Below are 17,260 nucleotides of genomic sequence, written 5' to 3'. Positions count from 1 at the left end.
ATTATAAACACTATGAGCTCAAAACTACACCAATATATAATTATAAAGACGATAAAAGTTGCTTATGTATTATGATTTTCTCCAAAATTAAAATAAAAACCTGAGATACAGTATCTCAGGTTTTTCACACATTTCACACACATTAATAAAACACACGATAACAAAGTCTGGATTGTTATATTTTATTTAGAATGGTAGATCATCATCGCTGATGTCTACTGGACCTTTAGAGTTTGCAAATGGATTTTCCTCTGCGTTATCCTGACGCTGCTGGCTGCGTCCTGTTGACTGATTGCCAGTCGACTGGTTGCCGCCGTACGCGTTTTGATAAGAGTCAGCAGAGTTATAATCATTATTGCCTTGAGATTGATTACCGCTGCCTTTAGGCTCTAAGAACTGAACACTTTCACACACAACTTCAGTTACATATACTCTTTGCCCGTCTTTATTCTCGTAGTTACGAGTTTGAATTCTGCCGTCGATACCAACTAAACTGCCTTTTTTAACATACTGATTAACATTCTCTGCCTGTTTGCGGAAAACGACACAGTTGATAAAGTCAGCGCCTCTCTCACCATTCGCACCGGTAAAAGGACGGTTTACAGCTAAGTTGAAAGTAGCGACAGCAACATTGTTTTGACTGACTCTAAGTTCAGGGTCTCTTGTTAAGCGACCAACTAAAACTACACGGTTTAGCATGTAATCAACTCCACTCAATATTTAACTTATTTTTTATCTTCAGCTTGTTCGTCACGAACAACGATATGACGGATAATGTCATTGTTGATCTTCGCTAAGCGGTCAAACTCATCAGCAGCGGCACTGTCACCGTTATACTTAATGATTTGGTAGTATCCATCTTTGAAATCTTCGATTTCGTAAGCCAGACGGCGTTTACCCCACTCTTTAGATTCGACGATTTCCGCGCCATTGTTAGTAAGAACCTCATCAAAACGTTTAACTAACGTTGCTTTAGCTTCTTCTTCAATATCCGGGCGGATTACATATAAAATTTCATATGATCTCATCTTCTGCACCTCCTTATGGTCTTTGCGGCCGAAAACACACATTTTCAGCAAGGAATAATTTTCATTACTCACAATCAGAAATTATAGCAATAAAACAAGCTTTTTACAATAGATACCTTGTAATTGTCCTTAAATTTTTGCGGTGTTTGGGATTTTTTGCTGAGGTTTTTTGCTGGGATTGGTATGATACGAGTTCATATGTATCCGGAGCCCATAGGGTTGGCATAGCACCAACCTCCACCTTCTCCCACAAAAAAACTGCGGAATCCTAAAATAGATTCCGCAGCACTTATTATATTAAACGTTAAATCTGAAGTGAACGACGTCTCCGTCTTTCATAATGTAATCTTTACCTTCAAGGCGGACTTTCCCCGCTTCTTTCGCTTTTGCTTCGTTACCCGCTTCTACTAAGTCTTCGTAACCAACGGTCTCAGCACGGATAAATCCTTTTTGGAAATCGGTATGAATAATTCCGGCACATTCCGGAGCCGTCATGCCTTTTTTAAATGTCCAGGCTCTGACTTCCTGCACTCCTGCAGTGAAGTATGTTGCCAAACCAAGGAGATCGTAAGAAGCTCTGACGAGTTTATCAAGTCCTGATTCTTCGAGGCCGAGTTCTTCTAAGAACATTTCTTTTTCATCGTCATCAAGAGCTGCGATTTCTTCTTCCACTTTTGCAGAAATCACGATAACTTCCGAACCTTCTTCTTCAGCATATTTTTTAATTGCTGATAAATGTTCGTTGTCTTCAAGTGATGATAAATCATCTTCAGAAACGTTCGCCACATACAGTGTCGGTTTTTGAGTCAGCAGGTGGAAATGCTTCACTGATTTAATTTCTTCATCGGAAAAATCAAGTGCGCGGACAGGTGTTCCTTCTTCCAGTCCTTCTTTAATTTTCGTCAGAATTTTTGCTTCAGCCATCGCATCTTTATCTTTCTGCTTCGCCATTTTTTCCACCTTCGGCAGACGTTTATCAACACTTTCAAGATCGGCAAAGATCAATTCCATGTTAATGACTTCAATATCATCCAGCGGATTGACTTTACCTGAGACGTGAGTCACATTATCATCATCGAAAGCGCGGACGACCTGACAAATTGCATCGACTTCGCGAATGTTGGCTAAGAACTTGTTTCCAAGGCCTTCACCTTTTGACGCTCCCTTTACAATTCCGGCAATATCCGTAAATTCAAATGCTGTCGGGACAGTTTTTTTAGGCTCGACAATTTGTGTTAAAACATTCAGACGCTCATCCGGCACTTCAACGATACCGACGTTCGGGTCAATTGTTGCGAACGGATAGTTGGCAGCAAGTGCGCCCGCTTTCGTTATTGCATTAAAGAGTGTTGATTTACCGACGTTCGGCAATCCAACAATTCCTGCAGTTAAAGACATAATAGTTGCTCCTTTAGTTTATAATTACTTTTTTAAGTCGTTTATCAAAATCTCTGCGCGGCATCATAATCGTCCGTTCGCAATTCGTACATCTGATTTTTATGTCCGCACCCATCCGCACAATCTGGAAACTGTTTGTGCCGCAGGGATGCGGTTTTTTCATCTCTACAATATTATTTAAATCGTATTTTTTCTCCATAATTACTTACTCCCCGGCATCATTTTGATCGAAATCGTTAATGTCCATAGTAGGTACAGATACAAATACTCCTTGTGACTCGAGATACTGTTTCAGGCGTCTGCGCATGCGTCTCGTCGCACCGAAATGCTCCATCGGCTGGGTGGTCAGCATAACTCGGATTGTAGCTTCGCCCTGCTGAATATCCTGCACGCCTAATATTGCCGGCTGTTCGACGAGCACTTCTTCTTCGCGCCAATGGTTTTCGAAATACTTATTCATTGTCTCTTCAACCTTATCCAGATCTTCCTGAATAGAAAAGTTCATGTCGAGATATGAAATTGAATTGTAGCGTGAAAAGTTAATGACTTCGTTAATCGTGCCGTTCGGAATCATATACAATTCGCCTTCGTAGCCTTGAATACGGGATGATCGCAATCCTAATGATAACACTTCACCTTCGGCAACAGTAGTACCGGAAGTATTTACTCTGACGAAATCACCTTTATCGAACTGGTTTTCCAAAATGATAAAGAATCCGGTAATCATATCTTTCACTAAGCTCTGTGCGCCAAAACCAATAGCCAGACCAACGACCCCAGCACCGGCAAGGAGCGTAGCAACCGGAATACTGAACAGTTCCAGCACCCCTACGATAACGAAGAACCAGATAAAGATGGTGACACCGTTCTGCAGCACGTTAATTAAAGTCTGATTGCGCTTATCCGAACCCCTCAGACGGGATTTTGATTTATATTTAAAGAAATTATCAATCAGACGGTTGGCAACTTTAGTTAAAATATATCCGGCAATTATAAAAATTAATGCAAATAAAATATTCCTGCCAATAGCAGCCCATATCTCTGGTTTCTGAAACTGTGCAATAAGTTCCTGTACAAACCCTATCGGGTCTTCAGTATCTGCTGTACTAAGTAAAGTTAAAAAACGCATATATTAAAGCCTCTTTCTTTATTTTTTCTGGAGCATCGCAAGGATTCTCTCAAACTCTTCCTGAGACGTAAACTCCAGCTGAATCATTCCTTTATTTTTTACTTTTTTGATTTCCACATTCGTACCGTAATGTTCTTTCAGCTGATTTTCATAACCTTGTAAAAATTTCAGCTTTTTACCTGTCTTTTTTATTTTTCTCTTTTTATCGAACGTTTTTACATACGCTTCAAGCGACCGTACACTCATATTCTCTTTAATCGCTTCCTCTGCCACCTGTTCCATTAACAGCGGATCTTTCAGCGACAGCAGGGTTCTGCCGTGCGCGCTGCTCAGCTTCTGCTCGTTCATAGCCTGCTTTACCGCAGCCGGCAAATTTAACAGCCGGAGCATATTCGCGATATAAGATCTCGATTTGCCGAGCCGCTGCGACAGTTCATCCTGAGTGAGTTCTGCTTTGGTCATAAGTTCCCTGTAGCTTTCCGCCTCTTCAAGCGCACTTAAATCTTCCCGCTGCAGGTTTTCTATAATCGCAAGTTCCATCATTTCTTTGTCGGACATGCCGGTAATAATCGCAGGAATTTTCTCTAGTCCCGCTCTCATACTGGCCCGGAGCCGCCGCTCTCCTGCAACCAGCGTATAGCCTTTTACCGACTTTCTGACGGTAATCGGCTGCATTACGCCGTGAATTAAAATACTGTTTTTTAAATCCTCCAGCTTATCGTCGTCAAAAGTCTGTCTCGGCTGGTATGGATTTTTGCGGATATCTTTAAGGGGCAGTTCTATAATTTCCACCGTAATCTCACCGACTTTATATAGTTAAAATACAGTTCAATTATAACAGCAACCTTACTGTTTGTAAGTCAAAAAAGAACTCACACTGTCATGTGTGAGCACTATTTGTATATACGTATCGTGACTTCATGCAGCTCATCGGTTTCAGACGTCTCAATATTGACATCGATACCTTTGTCCTGCAGCTTCTTAATGTCACGCTCAAAGTCATTCAGCATAAAAGCAACATCGTCATTAAAGTTAATCTGCTCGATGCGGACCTTCTTCCGGTTCTTCACAGCGAGCTCTGTTTCTTTTACCGTCAAATTATCCTTAACGATATTTTTTAAAACGTCGCATTGGGTATCGTTATCGAGTATAAGCAGTGCCCGCGCGTGTCTTTCGGTGATATCATCTTTTTCGAGCGCCGTTATAACGTCGTTAGAGAGCTTCAAAAGCCTTAATTTATTGGCGATAAAAGACTGGCTTTTCCCGATACTCTCCGCGAGATCTTTCTGTGTAATATCATCCATTGCGAGGAGCTGTTTATAAGCTCTCGCTTCTTCGATACTCGATAAGTTTTCCCGCTGGATATTTTCAATCAGAGCAATTGCTGCTGATTCCTGGTCTGTTAAATACTTAACGATTGCCTGGGTGTCTTCGTAACCGAGATGTTTCAGGGCTCTAAATCTGCGCTCGCCTGCAATAATTTCATACATGCCTTCTTCAATAGGACGCAGTGTAATCGGCTGCAGCAGTCCGTGCGCTTTGATGGAATGTGCGAGTTCCTCAATACGCTGATGATTAAATACAGTACGCGGCTGGTACTGGTTCGGGACGATATGTTCTACAGACACAGTCACTAGCGAATCATCATCGGAACGCGTTTCGCTTTTATCTATTAGATTAAATAATTTTGAAAATGGTTTTTTCACACATTCCACCACCCTTTTATTTTAATGGGGATTTGTTAGCCGTCCCCGGTTTACGGGGGTATTTCTTAGGTGTCTTACGCTTCTTGTCGATGATCATAATATAACGGTCGCTTTCTTCCTTGGGCAGTGACAGCTGATGAATTTTCGTCAGTTCCCCGCCGAGCAGGTCCAGCGCAAATTTACTCTCATCGAGTTCCTCCTGCGCTTTTTTGCCTTTCATCACGATAAACTGGCCACCTGTGCGGACGAGCGGCAGACACAGCTCAGACAAGACATTCAGCTGGGCAACAGCACGTGCCGTTACCACATCAAACATATGTCTCGCCTGGTGCTGGCCGAACGTTTCCGCTCTGTCGTGAACCAGGTGTATTTTATCAAGACCGAGCACAGCAGTTAATTCATTTAAAAACGTAATGCGCTTATTCAAAGAATCAACGATTGTAATTTTTAAGTCCGGACGGATAATTTTCATTGGAATGCTCGGAAAGCCGGCGCCTGCGCCTACATCGCAAAGGCTCGCGCCTTCTTCAATATCCGCGTAGAAAAGCGGTGTAATGGAATCGTAGAAGTGTTTTAAATAGACTTCTTCGAGTTCGGTTACAGCAGTTAAGTTAATCTTTTCATTCCATTCTACAAGCATCTTGTAATAGGTCTTGAACTGGCTGATCTGTACCGCGGACAGCTCAATTCCTTTATCTTTTAAAGTGTTTATGAATTCTGTTTCGTTCATGCTTCTACCCTTTTCACATTACCTTGTTCGATATAGACAAGCAGAATGGAAATATCTGCCGGATTAACCCCTGAAATACGGGATGCCTGAGCGATATTCAGCGGTTTAACTTCTTTCAGTTTCATGCGCGCTTCTGTCGCGATTGAGTGCACTGCATCGTAATCGATGTTTTCAGGTATAACCTTTTCTTCCATACGTTTCATTTTATCGACTTGCTGTAATGATTTTTTAATATAACCATCGTATTTAATCTGTACTTCAACCTGTTCGTATTCTTCCTGGTTCAGCGTAATCTCTTCATTTAAAATTTCCATGATTGACGCATAATCCATTTCTGGACGTCTTAATAAGTCCGCAGCGAGAATGCCGTCTTTCAGTGCTGTGCCGCCGCGCTCTGAAACGATATTCTGCGTGTGCTCATTCGGTTTAATGCGCACTTTCTGCAGGCGTTCCAGTTCCGCGTCGATGTTTGCTTTTTTCTTATTGAAACGAGCCAGACGCTCTTCGCTGATGAGGCCATTATCATAACCGATTTCAGTCAGGCGGATGTCTGCATTGTCATGACGGAGCAGCAATCTGTGTTCTGCACGTGATGTTAAGAGGCGGTACGGTTCATTGGTCCCTTTCGTTACCAGATCATCAATCAGTACGCCGATATATGCATCTGTACGGCTTAAGATTAACTCTTCTTTACCGAGCAGATTGTTCGCTGCGTTAATGCCCGCGATCAGACCCTGACCGGCCGCTTCTTCATAACCGCTCGTGCCGTTGATTTGCCCTGCCGTATAAAGATTTTTAATTTTCTTCGTTTCAAGCGTCGGCCACAGCTGAGTCGGTACTAATGCATCGTACTCAATTGCGTAGCCTGCGCGCATCATCCGTGCATTTTCAAGTCCCGGTATGCTCGTTACCATATCGCGCTGCACACTTTCCGGCATACTTGTTGATAAGCCCTGCACGTAAACTTCCTTCGTGTTGCGGCCTTCCGGCTCAAGGAAAATCTGGTGGCGCGGTTTATCGTTAAAACGGACAATCTTGTCTTCAATTGACGGACAGTATCTCGGACCTGTTCCCTGAACCACACCTGAATACATAGCAGACAGGTGCAGGTTCGCTGTAATAATTTCGTGTGTTTCCTGTGATGTGTATGTTAACCAGCAAGGCAGCTGATCCATAATGAATTCTGTCGTATCAAAGCTGAAAGCGCGCGGTACATCGTCCCCCGGCTGAATTTCAGTTTTCGAGTAATCGATAGAATCCGCGTTAACGCGCGGCGGTGTTCCCGTTTTAAAACGGATAATTTCAAAACCGAGCTCTTTCAGCTGATCTGCAAGCGCAAGTGATGGAATCTGATGATTCGGTCCGCTTGAATATTTTAAGTCGCCTAAAATAATTTCACCGCGCAGGAAAGTCCCTGTTGTAATAATTACTGCATCAGCATCGTATACGGTGCCGACATTCGTTTTCACACCGCGGATAACGTCATCTTCTATAATGAGTTCATCAACCATTCCCTGCAATATGTCGAGGTTCGGCTCCTGTTCAAGTACCGATTTCATTTCCTGCTGATAAAGGACTTTATCAGCCTGAGCGCGCAGTGCACGCACCGCAGGTCCTTTACCTGTATTCAGCATTCTCATTTGAATATGAGTTTTGTCTATTACTTTGGCCATCTGGCCGCCTAATGCATCCACTTCGCGCACGACGATTCCTTTTGCCGGACCTCCGACTGAAGGGTTACATGGCATAAATGCGATGTTATCCAGATTAATCGTCAGCATCAGTGTTTTTAATCCTTTACGGCTTGCTGCAAGCCCCGCTTCAACACCAGCATGACCTGCGCCGATAACTATCACATCATATTTAATATTGCCGGTCATTATTTAACCTCCTGTATTTACTTCCCTAGACAGAATTGACTAAAGAGTTTATCAATTAATTGTTCCGATACGTCTTCTCCGATAACTTCTCCGAGCAATTCCCATGTTTTTATAAGATCAATTTGGATAATATCCACGGGTACGTCCATTTCAGCCGAAGAGATTGCATCTTCAATCGCTGTTTTTGCCTGCTCGAGCAAATTAATGTGACGGTTATTCGACACGTAAGTCGAATCCGTAGATGAAAGGCTGCCTTCGAAAAACATCTCCTGGATTTCGTTTTCCAAATCGTCGACACCTTCACCATTTATAATGGACGTTTTAATTAACGGTATTTTAAAATGTTCTTCCAGATAATTAATATTCAGTTTATTTTCAAGATCGAGCTTATTTACGATACCGATCACTTTTTTATCATCTGCAGATTCCAGCAGTTCAAGGTCTTCCGGTGTCAGCTCATCGTTATTGTTCATCACGTATAAAATCAGTTCCGCGTCTTTAAGTGCTTCACGCGAACGTTCCACACCGATTTTTTCAACGATATCATCCGTTTCGCGGATACCGGCGGTATCCACGAGTTTCAGCGGAATGCCGTTGACGTTAACATATTCTTCTAAAATATCGCGCGTCGTTCCCGCAACATCAGTAACGATTGCTTTATTATCCTGAATTAAATAGTTTAATAAAGAACTTTTTCCGACGTTCGGCTTGCCGACGATAACCGTGCTTAAACCTTCACGTAAAATACGGCCTTCCGTACTCGATTTCAGCAGTTTATCGATATTATCACTGACTTTTTTCGCTTCCGACAGCAGAAATGATGTCGTCGCTTCTTCGACGTCATCGTATTCTGGATAGTCGATGTTTACTTCAACCTGGGCAAGAATATTTAAAATGCTCTGACGGAGTTCTTCAATATACGTTTTCAAGCGTCCCTGCACCTGCTGGTTCGCAACTTTAGATGCTTCGTTCGTTTTCGCGCGGATAAAGTCCATAACCGCTTCAGCCTGCGATAAGTCTACCCGGCCGTTTAAAAAGGCGCGTTTCGTAAATTCGCCCGGTTCCGCCATTCTCGCACCGTTGTTCAGCGTCAGCTGCAGCACACGGTTCACTGTATGAATACCGCCGTGGCAATTAATTTCCACGATGTCTTCTCTCGTGTAAGTCTTCGGTGCACGCATTAAAGCCACCATAACTTCTTCGACCGTTTCACCAGTTTTCGGATCGATAATATGTCCGTAATTAATCGTGTGGCTGTCAGTATCGCTTAATTTTTTCGCCCCTTTATACAGACGGTCTGCAATTTCAATCGCATCTTCACCTGATAAACGAACGATGGCAATCGCCCCTTCACCAACCGGTGTGGAGATGCTTGAGATCGTTTCAAATTGCATGTTAAAAACTCCTTTTATTTCTTAGTTATCACGACGTAGCGGTTCGGTTCCCGTCCTTCTGAATACGTATCAATATGTTTTACCCTGCTTAAGACATGATGCATTATTTTACGTTCGAATGAAGGCATCGGTTCCATTTTAACCGATTCGCCCGTACGCATTGCTTTTTTCGACATATTAATAGCGAGACTCTCCAGCGTTTCGCGCCGTTTTGCACGGTAATTTTCTACATCCAAAACGACTGTGCCGTAACTTTTATATATCGTATTGAAGTAGTTTTGCGCGAGTTCCTGCAGCGCGTTTAAAGTCTGCCCGCGTTTGCCGATAATTTTAGCTGCAAGCTCTGCATGAAATTCAATTGTGACCGTTGTGTTTTTAACACTCACTTCAATGTCGTTGGGAATATTCATTTCACGTACGACGCTGGAAATATAAGCTGCTGTGTCATCCGCCGCACTATTAACCGAGGATTCGTACAGCGTTTCTTCATCCTCGGCACCGTCTTCAGTTTCAGGACGAAACTCAGCTGCCGGATTTTCCTGGTTTGGAGCTTCCGCTCTTTCAGGCATCTTTTCTGTTATTGCAGGTTCAGGATTTGCCGGTTCTTCAGCTTCTTCAAGCTGTCTCTGCACCTTCCGAGACTGCTGTTCAAGCATCGCATCGATGGAACCGTATGTTTTTAATTCCGGATTGATGATTGTCAGTTTCACTTCAGCATCGCGTCTGCCAAAACCTAAGAAACCGCCGCTCCCGCTGTCGATTACTTCAATCTTAATATCGTCTTCAGTTACGCCAAGCTCGTCTAATCCTTTTGCGACTGCATCATCTACTGTTTTTTCAGTATAAATTCTGTACATAATACTACCCCCGTATTATTTAATACATTTCGCGATTTTTAAGACATGCAATAATGATTTTTCCATCTCGTGATAGTTCATATCTTTGACGGGATTTCGGGCGATAACTACATATTCACGCGGTTTCAGTTCTGTTTTGTGAAGCTGATAAAATGCTCGGATGCGCCGTTTTATCTGGTTTCTTTTTACCGCGTTGCCGAGACGCTTGGACACACTGATGCCGAGTCTCAAATGCGGAATTTCACCGTTGTCCTTTAAGTAAACGACAAACTGCCTGTTAGCATATGATTTTCCTCTTTTAAAAATCAGTTTAAAATCTTTTTCTTTCTTAATTCTATATCGCTTTTTCATCATTATTACGCTCTTTCATATCTATGATTAATTATTATACTAAAAAGCACTCATTTTATAAAACATCCGGTATTGGCGCAAAAAAAAAGATCATCCTCGTCAGATGATCTAATGGTTATGCAGAAAGAACTTTTCTTCCTTTTCTTCTACGGCGTGCAAGAACTTTGCGGCCGTTTTTAGTACTCATTCTCTCACGGAAACCGTGTACTTTTGCACGTTTACGTTTATTTGGTTGATAGGTACGTTTTACCATTAATGACACCTCCGTTTAAATATATATCTCTGTCTTTTATCTTCTCTTAGAATTGCAACTATTAAAGAATACCAAAAATGTGTTGTCTTTTCAACTTTTTATTTGATATTCCTTCTATGAGATTACGGGAAAACCATAATAAAATGTGGATAACTTTTTTGCAGGATAAAGTTATCAACAGTTTAAAAAGGGCTTCTCCCACAAATCCACAGGCTGTATGTAAGATTTTGTGGAAAACTGTTGATTATGTGCATAACTCTTAAAACTATTGATATACATAAGAAAATCAGTTATAATTTTACCCATATCGCTGTGGATAAGTAAGTTCTTCTGGGTATTTATCCACAGAATGTGCATAAGCTGTGCATAACTTTTCTACACCTGTGTATATGAGTTATCCACAGCCTGTTATTTGTGAATAAGAAAGGATTATTTTATGAGCAGCTTAAATAGTATTTGGGATAATGTCCTTGAAAATATCAGTGAAAATATCCCGACCGTCAGCTTTCAGACATGGTTTAAAGATACAAAACTGATTGATTTAAACAGCAGCAGCGCAATTGTCAAAGCGGATAACGAATTCCAGCAGGGCTGGCTGTCCGAAAAATATTTAACACTGATTGAAGAAAGCATCTACCGAGCAATCGGTGAAAAAGTTTCAGTTAAAATCGTTTTTCAAGATGAACAGCTGGATAATCCAGCACCCGCGAAAAATCCAGCATCTGAAAAAAGCAGCCAGATAATGGATGTTCCTGTTAAACATGCTTTAAATGCCCAGCATACATTTGATACGTTCGTCATCGGCAACGGCAACCGCTTCTCGCATGCAGCTTCACTCGCAGTAGCGGAAGCCCCTGCGAAAGCATATAACCCGCTGTTTATATACGGGGGAGTAGGTCTCGGCAAAACGCATCTTATGCATGCTATCGGGAATTATGTGCTGGAGCACCGTCCAAATGCGAAAGTCGTTTATTTATCGAGTGAAAAATTTACGAATGAATTCATCAACTCTATCCGCGATAACAAAACTGAAGAATTCCGCAACAAGTACCGCAATGTCGACGTCTTGTTAATCGATGATATTCAATTTCTGGCAGGCAAGGAATCAACGCAGGAAGAGTTTTTCCACACCTTTAACTCGCTGCATGAGAATGACAAGCAGATCGTTATCTCCAGCGACCGGACACCGAAGGAAATTCCGACGCTTGAAGACCGTTTGCGCTCGCGCTTTGAATGGGGGCTGATGACAGACGTCACACCGCCTGACCTCGAGACGAGAATTGCGATTCTGCGGAAGAAATGCGAAGAAGAAAATGTAGAGATTCCAAATGAAGCAATGATTTACATCGCCAACCATATTCATACAAATATCCGTGAACTGGAAGGCGCACTCACGCGCGTTGCAGCATACTCAAAAATTTCAAATCAGCCGATGACTCCGGAAGTAGTGTCTGAAGCGCTGAAAGACCTCGTTGTTACAACCAAGTCAAAACGTATGACAATACACGATATTCAAGTAGCCGTCAGCGAATATTACGGCATTCACATCGATGAGCTCGCCTCTAAAAAGCGAACCAAGTCCATCGCTTTCCCGAGACACGTCGCAATGTACCTATCACGCGAACTCACTGACAACTCACTGCCTAAAATCGGTGAAGTATTCGGCGGGCGGGATCATACAACTGTCATTCACGCGCATGAGAAAATTTCAAAGCTTGTTTCAGAAGATGAGTTATTCAGAGATGAATTAAAAGAAATCGAGAAAAAGCTTAATTAAATCTAATGTGAATACTGTGGATAAATGTTACACTGTAGTCAACACTTTGTGCACATGTGGATAACTTTCTCTGTATAGCTTCAACCCGGTTTTCCACATATCCACAGGACCTACTATTATTACTATTATTTTATATACTATATATCTATTTAATAAGGAGTACTCGCTTATGAAAATCAGTATTAAAAGACAATATTTTATCGAACAATTAAATCATTGTTTAAAAGCTATTTCACCAAGAACTACTTTGCCTATTTTAAACGGGATAAAAATCGATGTCTCTGATGATCAAATGATACTTACCGGCAGTGATTCGGAAATATCTATTGAAATTACAATACCTGCAGAAATTGATAATGAAGAAATTCTTGAAATCGAAGAACCCGGTTCAGTCGTTTTAACAGGCCGTTTCTTTGTAGACATCATTAAAAAACTTTCCGGTGATTTTGTAGATCTGGAAACAACTGAAAATTTCCAGACTAAAATTACCGCAGGAAAATCAGAATTTAACTTAAGCGGAAATGATTCAAATCAGTACCCTCTGCTTCCTGAAGTTAACGATGCAGACAGTTTAGTACTTTCTTCTGCAGTATTAAAAACAATTATTAACCAGACAAACTTTGCAGTGTCTTTATCTGAAACACGTCCTGTTTTAACAGGTGTAAACTGGAACTTTAACAAAGATAATATTTCATTTACTGCAACGGACTCCCACCGTCTTGCTTTAAGAAGACTGCTGGATAAAACATTTAACACGGAAATTTCAAATGCGATTATTCCAGGTAAATCATTGTCTGAACTCAGCAAGATACTCACAGACTCGGATGAAGATGTAGAAATTAACCTGTCGCAGAATCAGGTGCTGTTCACATACGGCAATATGCGCTTTATCTCGCGTTTACTTGAAGGAAACTATCCGGATACCTCCCGTCTGTTCCCTGAAAATTATGAAACTAAGGTCAGCGTTAACAACTCCGAGTTTTACCATGCAATTGACCGTGTTTCACTCCTGGCACGTGAAGGCGGCAACAACGTTATCCGCATGACTGTGGAAAACAATAATGTGGAATTAACTTCGAACTCACCTGAAGTCGGTACCGTAAACGAAGCTGTAAACGCTTCTGCTATCGAAGGTGAAGACATTAAAATTTCCTTTAACTCAAAATATATGATGGAAGCACTTCGTGCGATTCAGGACGAAGAAGTAACCATTGAATTCTTCGGCACGATGAGACCGTTCACTATTACACCGAGCGAATCTTCCGAAGTCGTACAGCTGATTTTACCGATTAGAACATACTAATCAGTACGCAAATATTTAAGACCATGCCTTTTTTCATGAAAAACAGGCCTCTGGTCTCTTTTTTATGTTTACCGGTAGGTAAAAGCCTTCATGCCTATAAAAGGCTCTAAACGCTTTATTTGGGCTTAAATAATGAAAATATATGTAAAATGTAGTATAATGAATGAGTATGTAATAGGAGGTTATGTCTATGGAAACGATTCATTTGGATAGCATGATAACACTCGGTAAATTTTTAAAATATAAAAATATTATCGGTACAGGCGGCGAAGCTAAATGGTTCTTAAGTGAACATGAAGTATTTTTAAACGGAGAGCCTGAGAACCGACGCGGCAAAAAACTGCACGATGGTGACGAATTGGTCATTGCAGGTGTCGGCGAATATAAATTTAAGTATCCGGTGCAATGATACTAAACGAAATCAAGCTCACAGATTTCAGGAATTATGATTCCCTGTCTCTGGCCTTTCATCCTAAGCTGAATATTTTTATCGGCCATAATGCCCAGGGAAAAACAAATCTTCTTGAAGCAATTTACTTTTTGTCCCTTGCGAAGAGCCACCGGACGTCAAAAGACAGGGAACTGATCCGGTTCGGCGCGGAAGATGCGTATATTAACGGGGTCATTACGACAGAGCACAGCACGCTGCCGCTCTCAATCGGTATTGCAAAGGGCGGGAAGCGGGCCAAGGTGAATCATCTTGAAGTCGCAAAACTGTCGCAGTACATCGGTCATTTGAATACGGTGCTGTTTGCTCCGGAAGATCTCAATATCGTTAAAGGATCACCGCAGGTCAGAAGAAAATTTATTAATATGGAATGCGGTCAGATATCGAAAATATATTTGAATCATCTATCCGACTATAACAAGGTTCTCGCTCAGAAAAATCAGTACTTAAAATCGCGCAGCGTCGATCAGATTATGATTGAAGTGCTGAATGACCAGCTTGCTCATCATGCAAGCCTGATTATTTTAAAACGTGAGCAGTTTATCGCCACGATTGAACGTCACGCTTCAAGAATTCATGCTGATATTTCAAACGGCAGAGAAATTTTAAATGTAGTCTATAACCCCAATATTAAATATGAGAGCGATAATCCGGAAGCATTGAAAGCGGAAATATCTGCTCTTTTAGCTGAGAATTTAAATAAAGAAATCGAACGAGGGACTTCACTTGTCGGTCCGCATCGGGACGATATCGGTTTTACGATTAATGATTTTGACGTTCAGACTTACGGCTCCCAAGGCCAGCAGCGTTCAACTGCGCTGTCTGTAAAACTTGCGGAGCTCGAATTAATCAAGGAGGAAGTTGGAGAATATCCGGTCCTGCTCTTGGACGACGTGCTCAGTGAACTTGATGAAGTGAGACAGGCGCATTTATTAACTTCAATCAGAAACCGGGTGCAGACGTTCGTTACGACGACTTCAATCAGCGATATCAACCATCAGATTATGGATGATATGCAGCTATTTGAAATAGAAAACGGCAAAATCAAAATCGATGAATAACGGAAGGTGAAAACATGGCTGAACAAAATATGGATCAATACGGTGCAAGTCAGATACAGGTGCTGGAAGGTCTTGAAGCGGTAAGAAAAAGACCGGGGATGTACATTGGTTCTACGTCATCACGCGGCTTGCACCACCTCGTATGGGAAATTATTGACAACAGTATCGACGAGGCGCTTGCAGGATATGCGTCTGAAATTAATGTCACTGTTGAAAAAGATAACTGGATTAAAGTTACGGACAATGGACGCGGTATTCCTGTAGATATCCAGGAGAAAATGGGACGTCCGGCAGTCGAGGTTATTTTAACAGTGCTGCACGCCGGCGGTAAGTTTGACGGCGGCAGCTATAAAGTTTCCGGCGGTCTGCACGGTGTCGGGTCATCCGTAGTTAATGCACTGAGTTCAAAACTTGAAGTATACGTGCATAAGAACGGCGAAATTCATTACCAGAGATACACCCGCGGTGTACCGGATGCAGACTTAAAAGTCATTGGCGAAACGGATAAAACAGGAACGGTCATCCGTTTTAAAGCGGATGAAGAAATATTTACTGAAACGACAGAATACGAAATCGAAATTCTGCAGAAGCGTATTAAAGAACTCGCTTTCCTGAACAAGGGACTCGAAATTAAATTAATCGACGAGCGCGGCGAAGAAAATCTTGAATTTAAATACCACTATGAAGGCGGTATTAAATCCTACGTCGAGGAATTGAATAAGACGAAAGAAGCACTGCATGAAGAAATTATTTATATGGATGATTCAAAAGATGAAATCGAAGTTGAAATCGCAATGCAGTACAACCTCGGCTACACATCCACCCTTTTAACTTATGCCAATAATATTTATACACATGAAGGCGGAACACACGAAGACGGCTTTAAGCGTGCACTGACAAAAGTGATTAACAACTATGCCACAAAACAGAATCTGATTAAATCGACAGAAGAACGTTTATCTGGTGAGGATGTCAGAGAAGGCTTAACAGCAATCGTGTCAATTAAGCATACGGATCCGCAGTTTGAAGGCCAGACGAAGACCAAACTCGGCAACTCCGAAGCCCGTACGATTACAGATCAGCTGTTCTCGGCAGGTTTTGAAAGATTCCTGATGGAAAACCCTCAGACTGCACGCGTTATTGTAGAAAAAGGGATCACAGCTCAGCATGCCCGCGTTGCAGCGAAAAAAGCACGTGAAATGACGCGCCGCAAGTCGGCACTCGAAGTGTCGAGCCTGCCCGGAAAACTTGCAGACTGCTCGAGCAAAGACCCTGCGAAAAGCGAGCTCTTTATCGTAGAGGGTGACTCTGCCGGCGGTTCGGCAAAATCAGGACGCAACTCAAAAATACAGGCAATTTTACCGCTCCGGGGTAAAATTTTAAACGTTGAAAAAGCACGTCTCGACAGAATTTTAGGCAATAATGAAATTCGTTCAATGGTGACGGCGCTCGGCAGCGGTATCGGCGAAGAATTCGATATTTCAAAAGCACGCTACCACAAAATTGTTATTATGACCGATGCGGATGTGGACGGTGCGCATATTCGAACACTGCTGTTAACGTTCTTCTACCGTTTTATGAGACCGTTAATTGAACACGGCTATGTTTATATTGCACAGCCGCCGCTTTACAAGCTGGAACAGGGCAAGAAAAAACATTACGTATACGATGATGAAGCGCTCGATATTCTGCGCAGTACCTTACCTGAAACACCTAAAATTTCTATGTCGAGATATAAAGGTCTTGGTGAGATGAACGCCGATCAGCTGTGGGAAACGACGATGGATCCAGAACAGAGAAACCTTCTTCAGGTGGAACTGGATGATGCGATTGAAGCGGATCAGATCTTTGAAATGCTGATGGGTGACATCGTTGAACACAGACGCAACTTTATCGAAGAAAATGCGAGATACGTTGAGAATCTCGACGTTTAATAAAGGAGATT

The 17,260-nt window shown here is 42.0% G+C and carries 18 protein-coding genes; 5 read left to right on the top strand and 13 right to left on the bottom strand.

Annotated elements, in window-relative coordinates; genetic code table 11:
• Positions 1-186: 186 nt before the first annotated feature.
• The 13 genes from ssb to rpmH all read right to left on the bottom strand — a co-directional run bounded on the left by ssb (position 187) and on the right by rpmH (position 10,726).
• On the bottom strand, positions 187-699 hold the full coding sequence (ssb, locus tag DFR63_RS08795; protein ID WP_115885579.1) for a single-stranded DNA-binding protein: 513 nt from the start codon (positions 697-699) through the stop codon (positions 187-189).
• 26 nt (positions 700-725) lie between these two features.
• Complete coding sequence (rpsF, locus tag DFR63_RS08790) at positions 726-1,028, bottom strand: 30S ribosomal protein S6 (RefSeq protein WP_115885578.1); 303 nt, start codon at positions 1,026-1,028, stop codon at positions 726-728.
• Positions 1,029-1,325: 297 nt separating this feature from the next.
• Positions 1,326-2,426 (bottom strand): redox-regulated ATPase YchF, encoded by a 1,101-nt coding sequence (gene ychF / locus DFR63_RS08785; RefSeq protein WP_115885577.1) that lies wholly within the window; start codon positions 2,424-2,426, stop codon positions 1,326-1,328.
• A gap of 13 nt (positions 2,427-2,439) precedes the next feature.
• Positions 2,440-2,625 (bottom strand): DUF951 domain-containing protein, encoded by a 186-nt coding sequence (locus tag DFR63_RS08780; RefSeq protein WP_115885576.1) that lies wholly within the window; start codon positions 2,623-2,625, stop codon positions 2,440-2,442.
• A 6-nt stretch (positions 2,626-2,631) separates the two neighbouring features.
• Positions 2,632-3,555: a mechanosensitive ion channel family protein gene (locus tag DFR63_RS08775; protein ID WP_115885575.1), complete on the bottom strand. Its 924-nt coding sequence runs from the start codon at positions 3,553-3,555 to the stop codon at positions 2,632-2,634.
• 18 nt (positions 3,556-3,573) lie between these two features.
• Positions 3,574-4,347 (bottom strand): ParB/RepB/Spo0J family partition protein, encoded by a 774-nt coding sequence (locus DFR63_RS08770; protein ID WP_245954166.1) that lies wholly within the window; start codon positions 4,345-4,347, stop codon positions 3,574-3,576.
• 101 nt (positions 4,348-4,448) lie between these two features.
• Positions 4,449-5,261, bottom strand: a complete 813-nt coding sequence (locus DFR63_RS08765; protein ID WP_115885573.1) for a ParB/RepB/Spo0J family partition protein — start codon at positions 5,259-5,261, stop codon at positions 4,449-4,451.
• Positions 5,262-5,277: 16 nt separating this feature from the next.
• On the bottom strand, positions 5,278-5,991 hold the full coding sequence (rsmG, locus tag DFR63_RS08760; protein ID WP_115885572.1) for a 16S rRNA (guanine(527)-N(7))-methyltransferase RsmG: 714 nt from the start codon (positions 5,989-5,991) through the stop codon (positions 5,278-5,280).
• Positions 5,988-7,871 carry a tRNA uridine-5-carboxymethylaminomethyl(34) synthesis enzyme MnmG gene (gene mnmG / locus DFR63_RS08755; RefSeq protein WP_115885571.1) on the bottom strand — a complete coding sequence of 628 codons (1,884 nt, stop codon included), beginning with the start codon at positions 7,869-7,871 and terminating at the stop codon, positions 5,988-5,990. Before mnmG ends, rsmG begins: the two co-directional genes overlap by 4 nt.
• 17 nt (positions 7,872-7,888) lie before the next feature.
• Complete coding sequence (gene mnmE / locus DFR63_RS08750; protein WP_115885570.1) at positions 7,889-9,265, bottom strand: tRNA uridine-5-carboxymethylaminomethyl(34) synthesis GTPase MnmE; 1,377 nt, start codon at positions 9,263-9,265, stop codon at positions 7,889-7,891.
• Between the two features lie 14 nt (positions 9,266-9,279).
• Complete coding sequence (jag, locus tag DFR63_RS08745; RefSeq protein WP_115885569.1) at positions 9,280-10,122, bottom strand: RNA-binding cell elongation regulator Jag/EloR; 843 nt, start codon at positions 10,120-10,122, stop codon at positions 9,280-9,282.
• A 15-nt stretch (positions 10,123-10,137) separates the two neighbouring features.
• Entirely contained in the window at positions 10,138-10,473 is a 336-nt protein-coding gene (gene rnpA / locus DFR63_RS08740) for a ribonuclease P protein component (RefSeq protein ID WP_162842338.1), read from the bottom strand.
• 115 nt (positions 10,474-10,588) lie between these two features.
• Entirely contained in the window at positions 10,589-10,726 is a 138-nt protein-coding gene (gene rpmH / locus DFR63_RS08735) for a 50S ribosomal protein L34 (RefSeq protein ID WP_026859410.1), read from the bottom strand.
• 436 nt (positions 10,727-11,162) lie between these two features.
• Between rpmH and dnaA the strand changes: the two genes are divergently transcribed.
• The 5 genes from dnaA (at position 11,163) to gyrB (ending at position 17,249) form a co-directional block, all read left to right on the top strand.
• A complete protein-coding gene (dnaA, locus tag DFR63_RS08730; RefSeq protein ID WP_115885567.1) occupies positions 11,163-12,503 on the top strand; it encodes a chromosomal replication initiator protein DnaA in 1,341 nt (446 codons plus the stop codon).
• Positions 12,504-12,672: 169 nt separating this feature from the next.
• Positions 12,673-13,806: a DNA polymerase III subunit beta gene (gene dnaN / locus DFR63_RS08725; protein ID WP_115885566.1), complete on the top strand. Its 1,134-nt coding sequence runs from the start codon at positions 12,673-12,675 to the stop codon at positions 13,804-13,806.
• Between the two features lie 190 nt (positions 13,807-13,996).
• Positions 13,997-14,215 (top strand): RNA-binding S4 domain-containing protein, encoded by a 219-nt coding sequence (locus tag DFR63_RS08720; protein WP_115885565.1) that lies wholly within the window; start codon positions 13,997-13,999, stop codon positions 14,213-14,215.
• The gene (recF, locus tag DFR63_RS08715; RefSeq protein WP_115885564.1) at positions 14,212-15,315 is read left to right on the top strand and encodes a DNA replication/repair protein RecF; all 1,104 of its coding nucleotides are present in this window, start codon (positions 14,212-14,214) and stop codon (positions 15,313-15,315) included. Before DFR63_RS08720 ends, recF begins: the two co-directional genes overlap by 4 nt.
• Positions 15,316-15,329: 14 nt before the next feature.
• Entirely contained in the window at positions 15,330-17,249 is a 1,920-nt protein-coding gene (gene gyrB / locus DFR63_RS08710; protein WP_115885563.1) for a DNA topoisomerase (ATP-hydrolyzing) subunit B, read from the top strand.
• The last annotated feature ends 11 nt before the right edge of the window (positions 17,250-17,260 follow it).

The sequence above is a fragment of the Jeotgalicoccus halotolerans genome (assembly GCF_003387165.1).
GTDB lineage: Bacteria > Bacillota > Bacilli > Staphylococcales > Salinicoccaceae > Jeotgalicoccus > Jeotgalicoccus halotolerans.
This window is presented reverse-complemented; position numbering and strand designations above follow the sequence as displayed.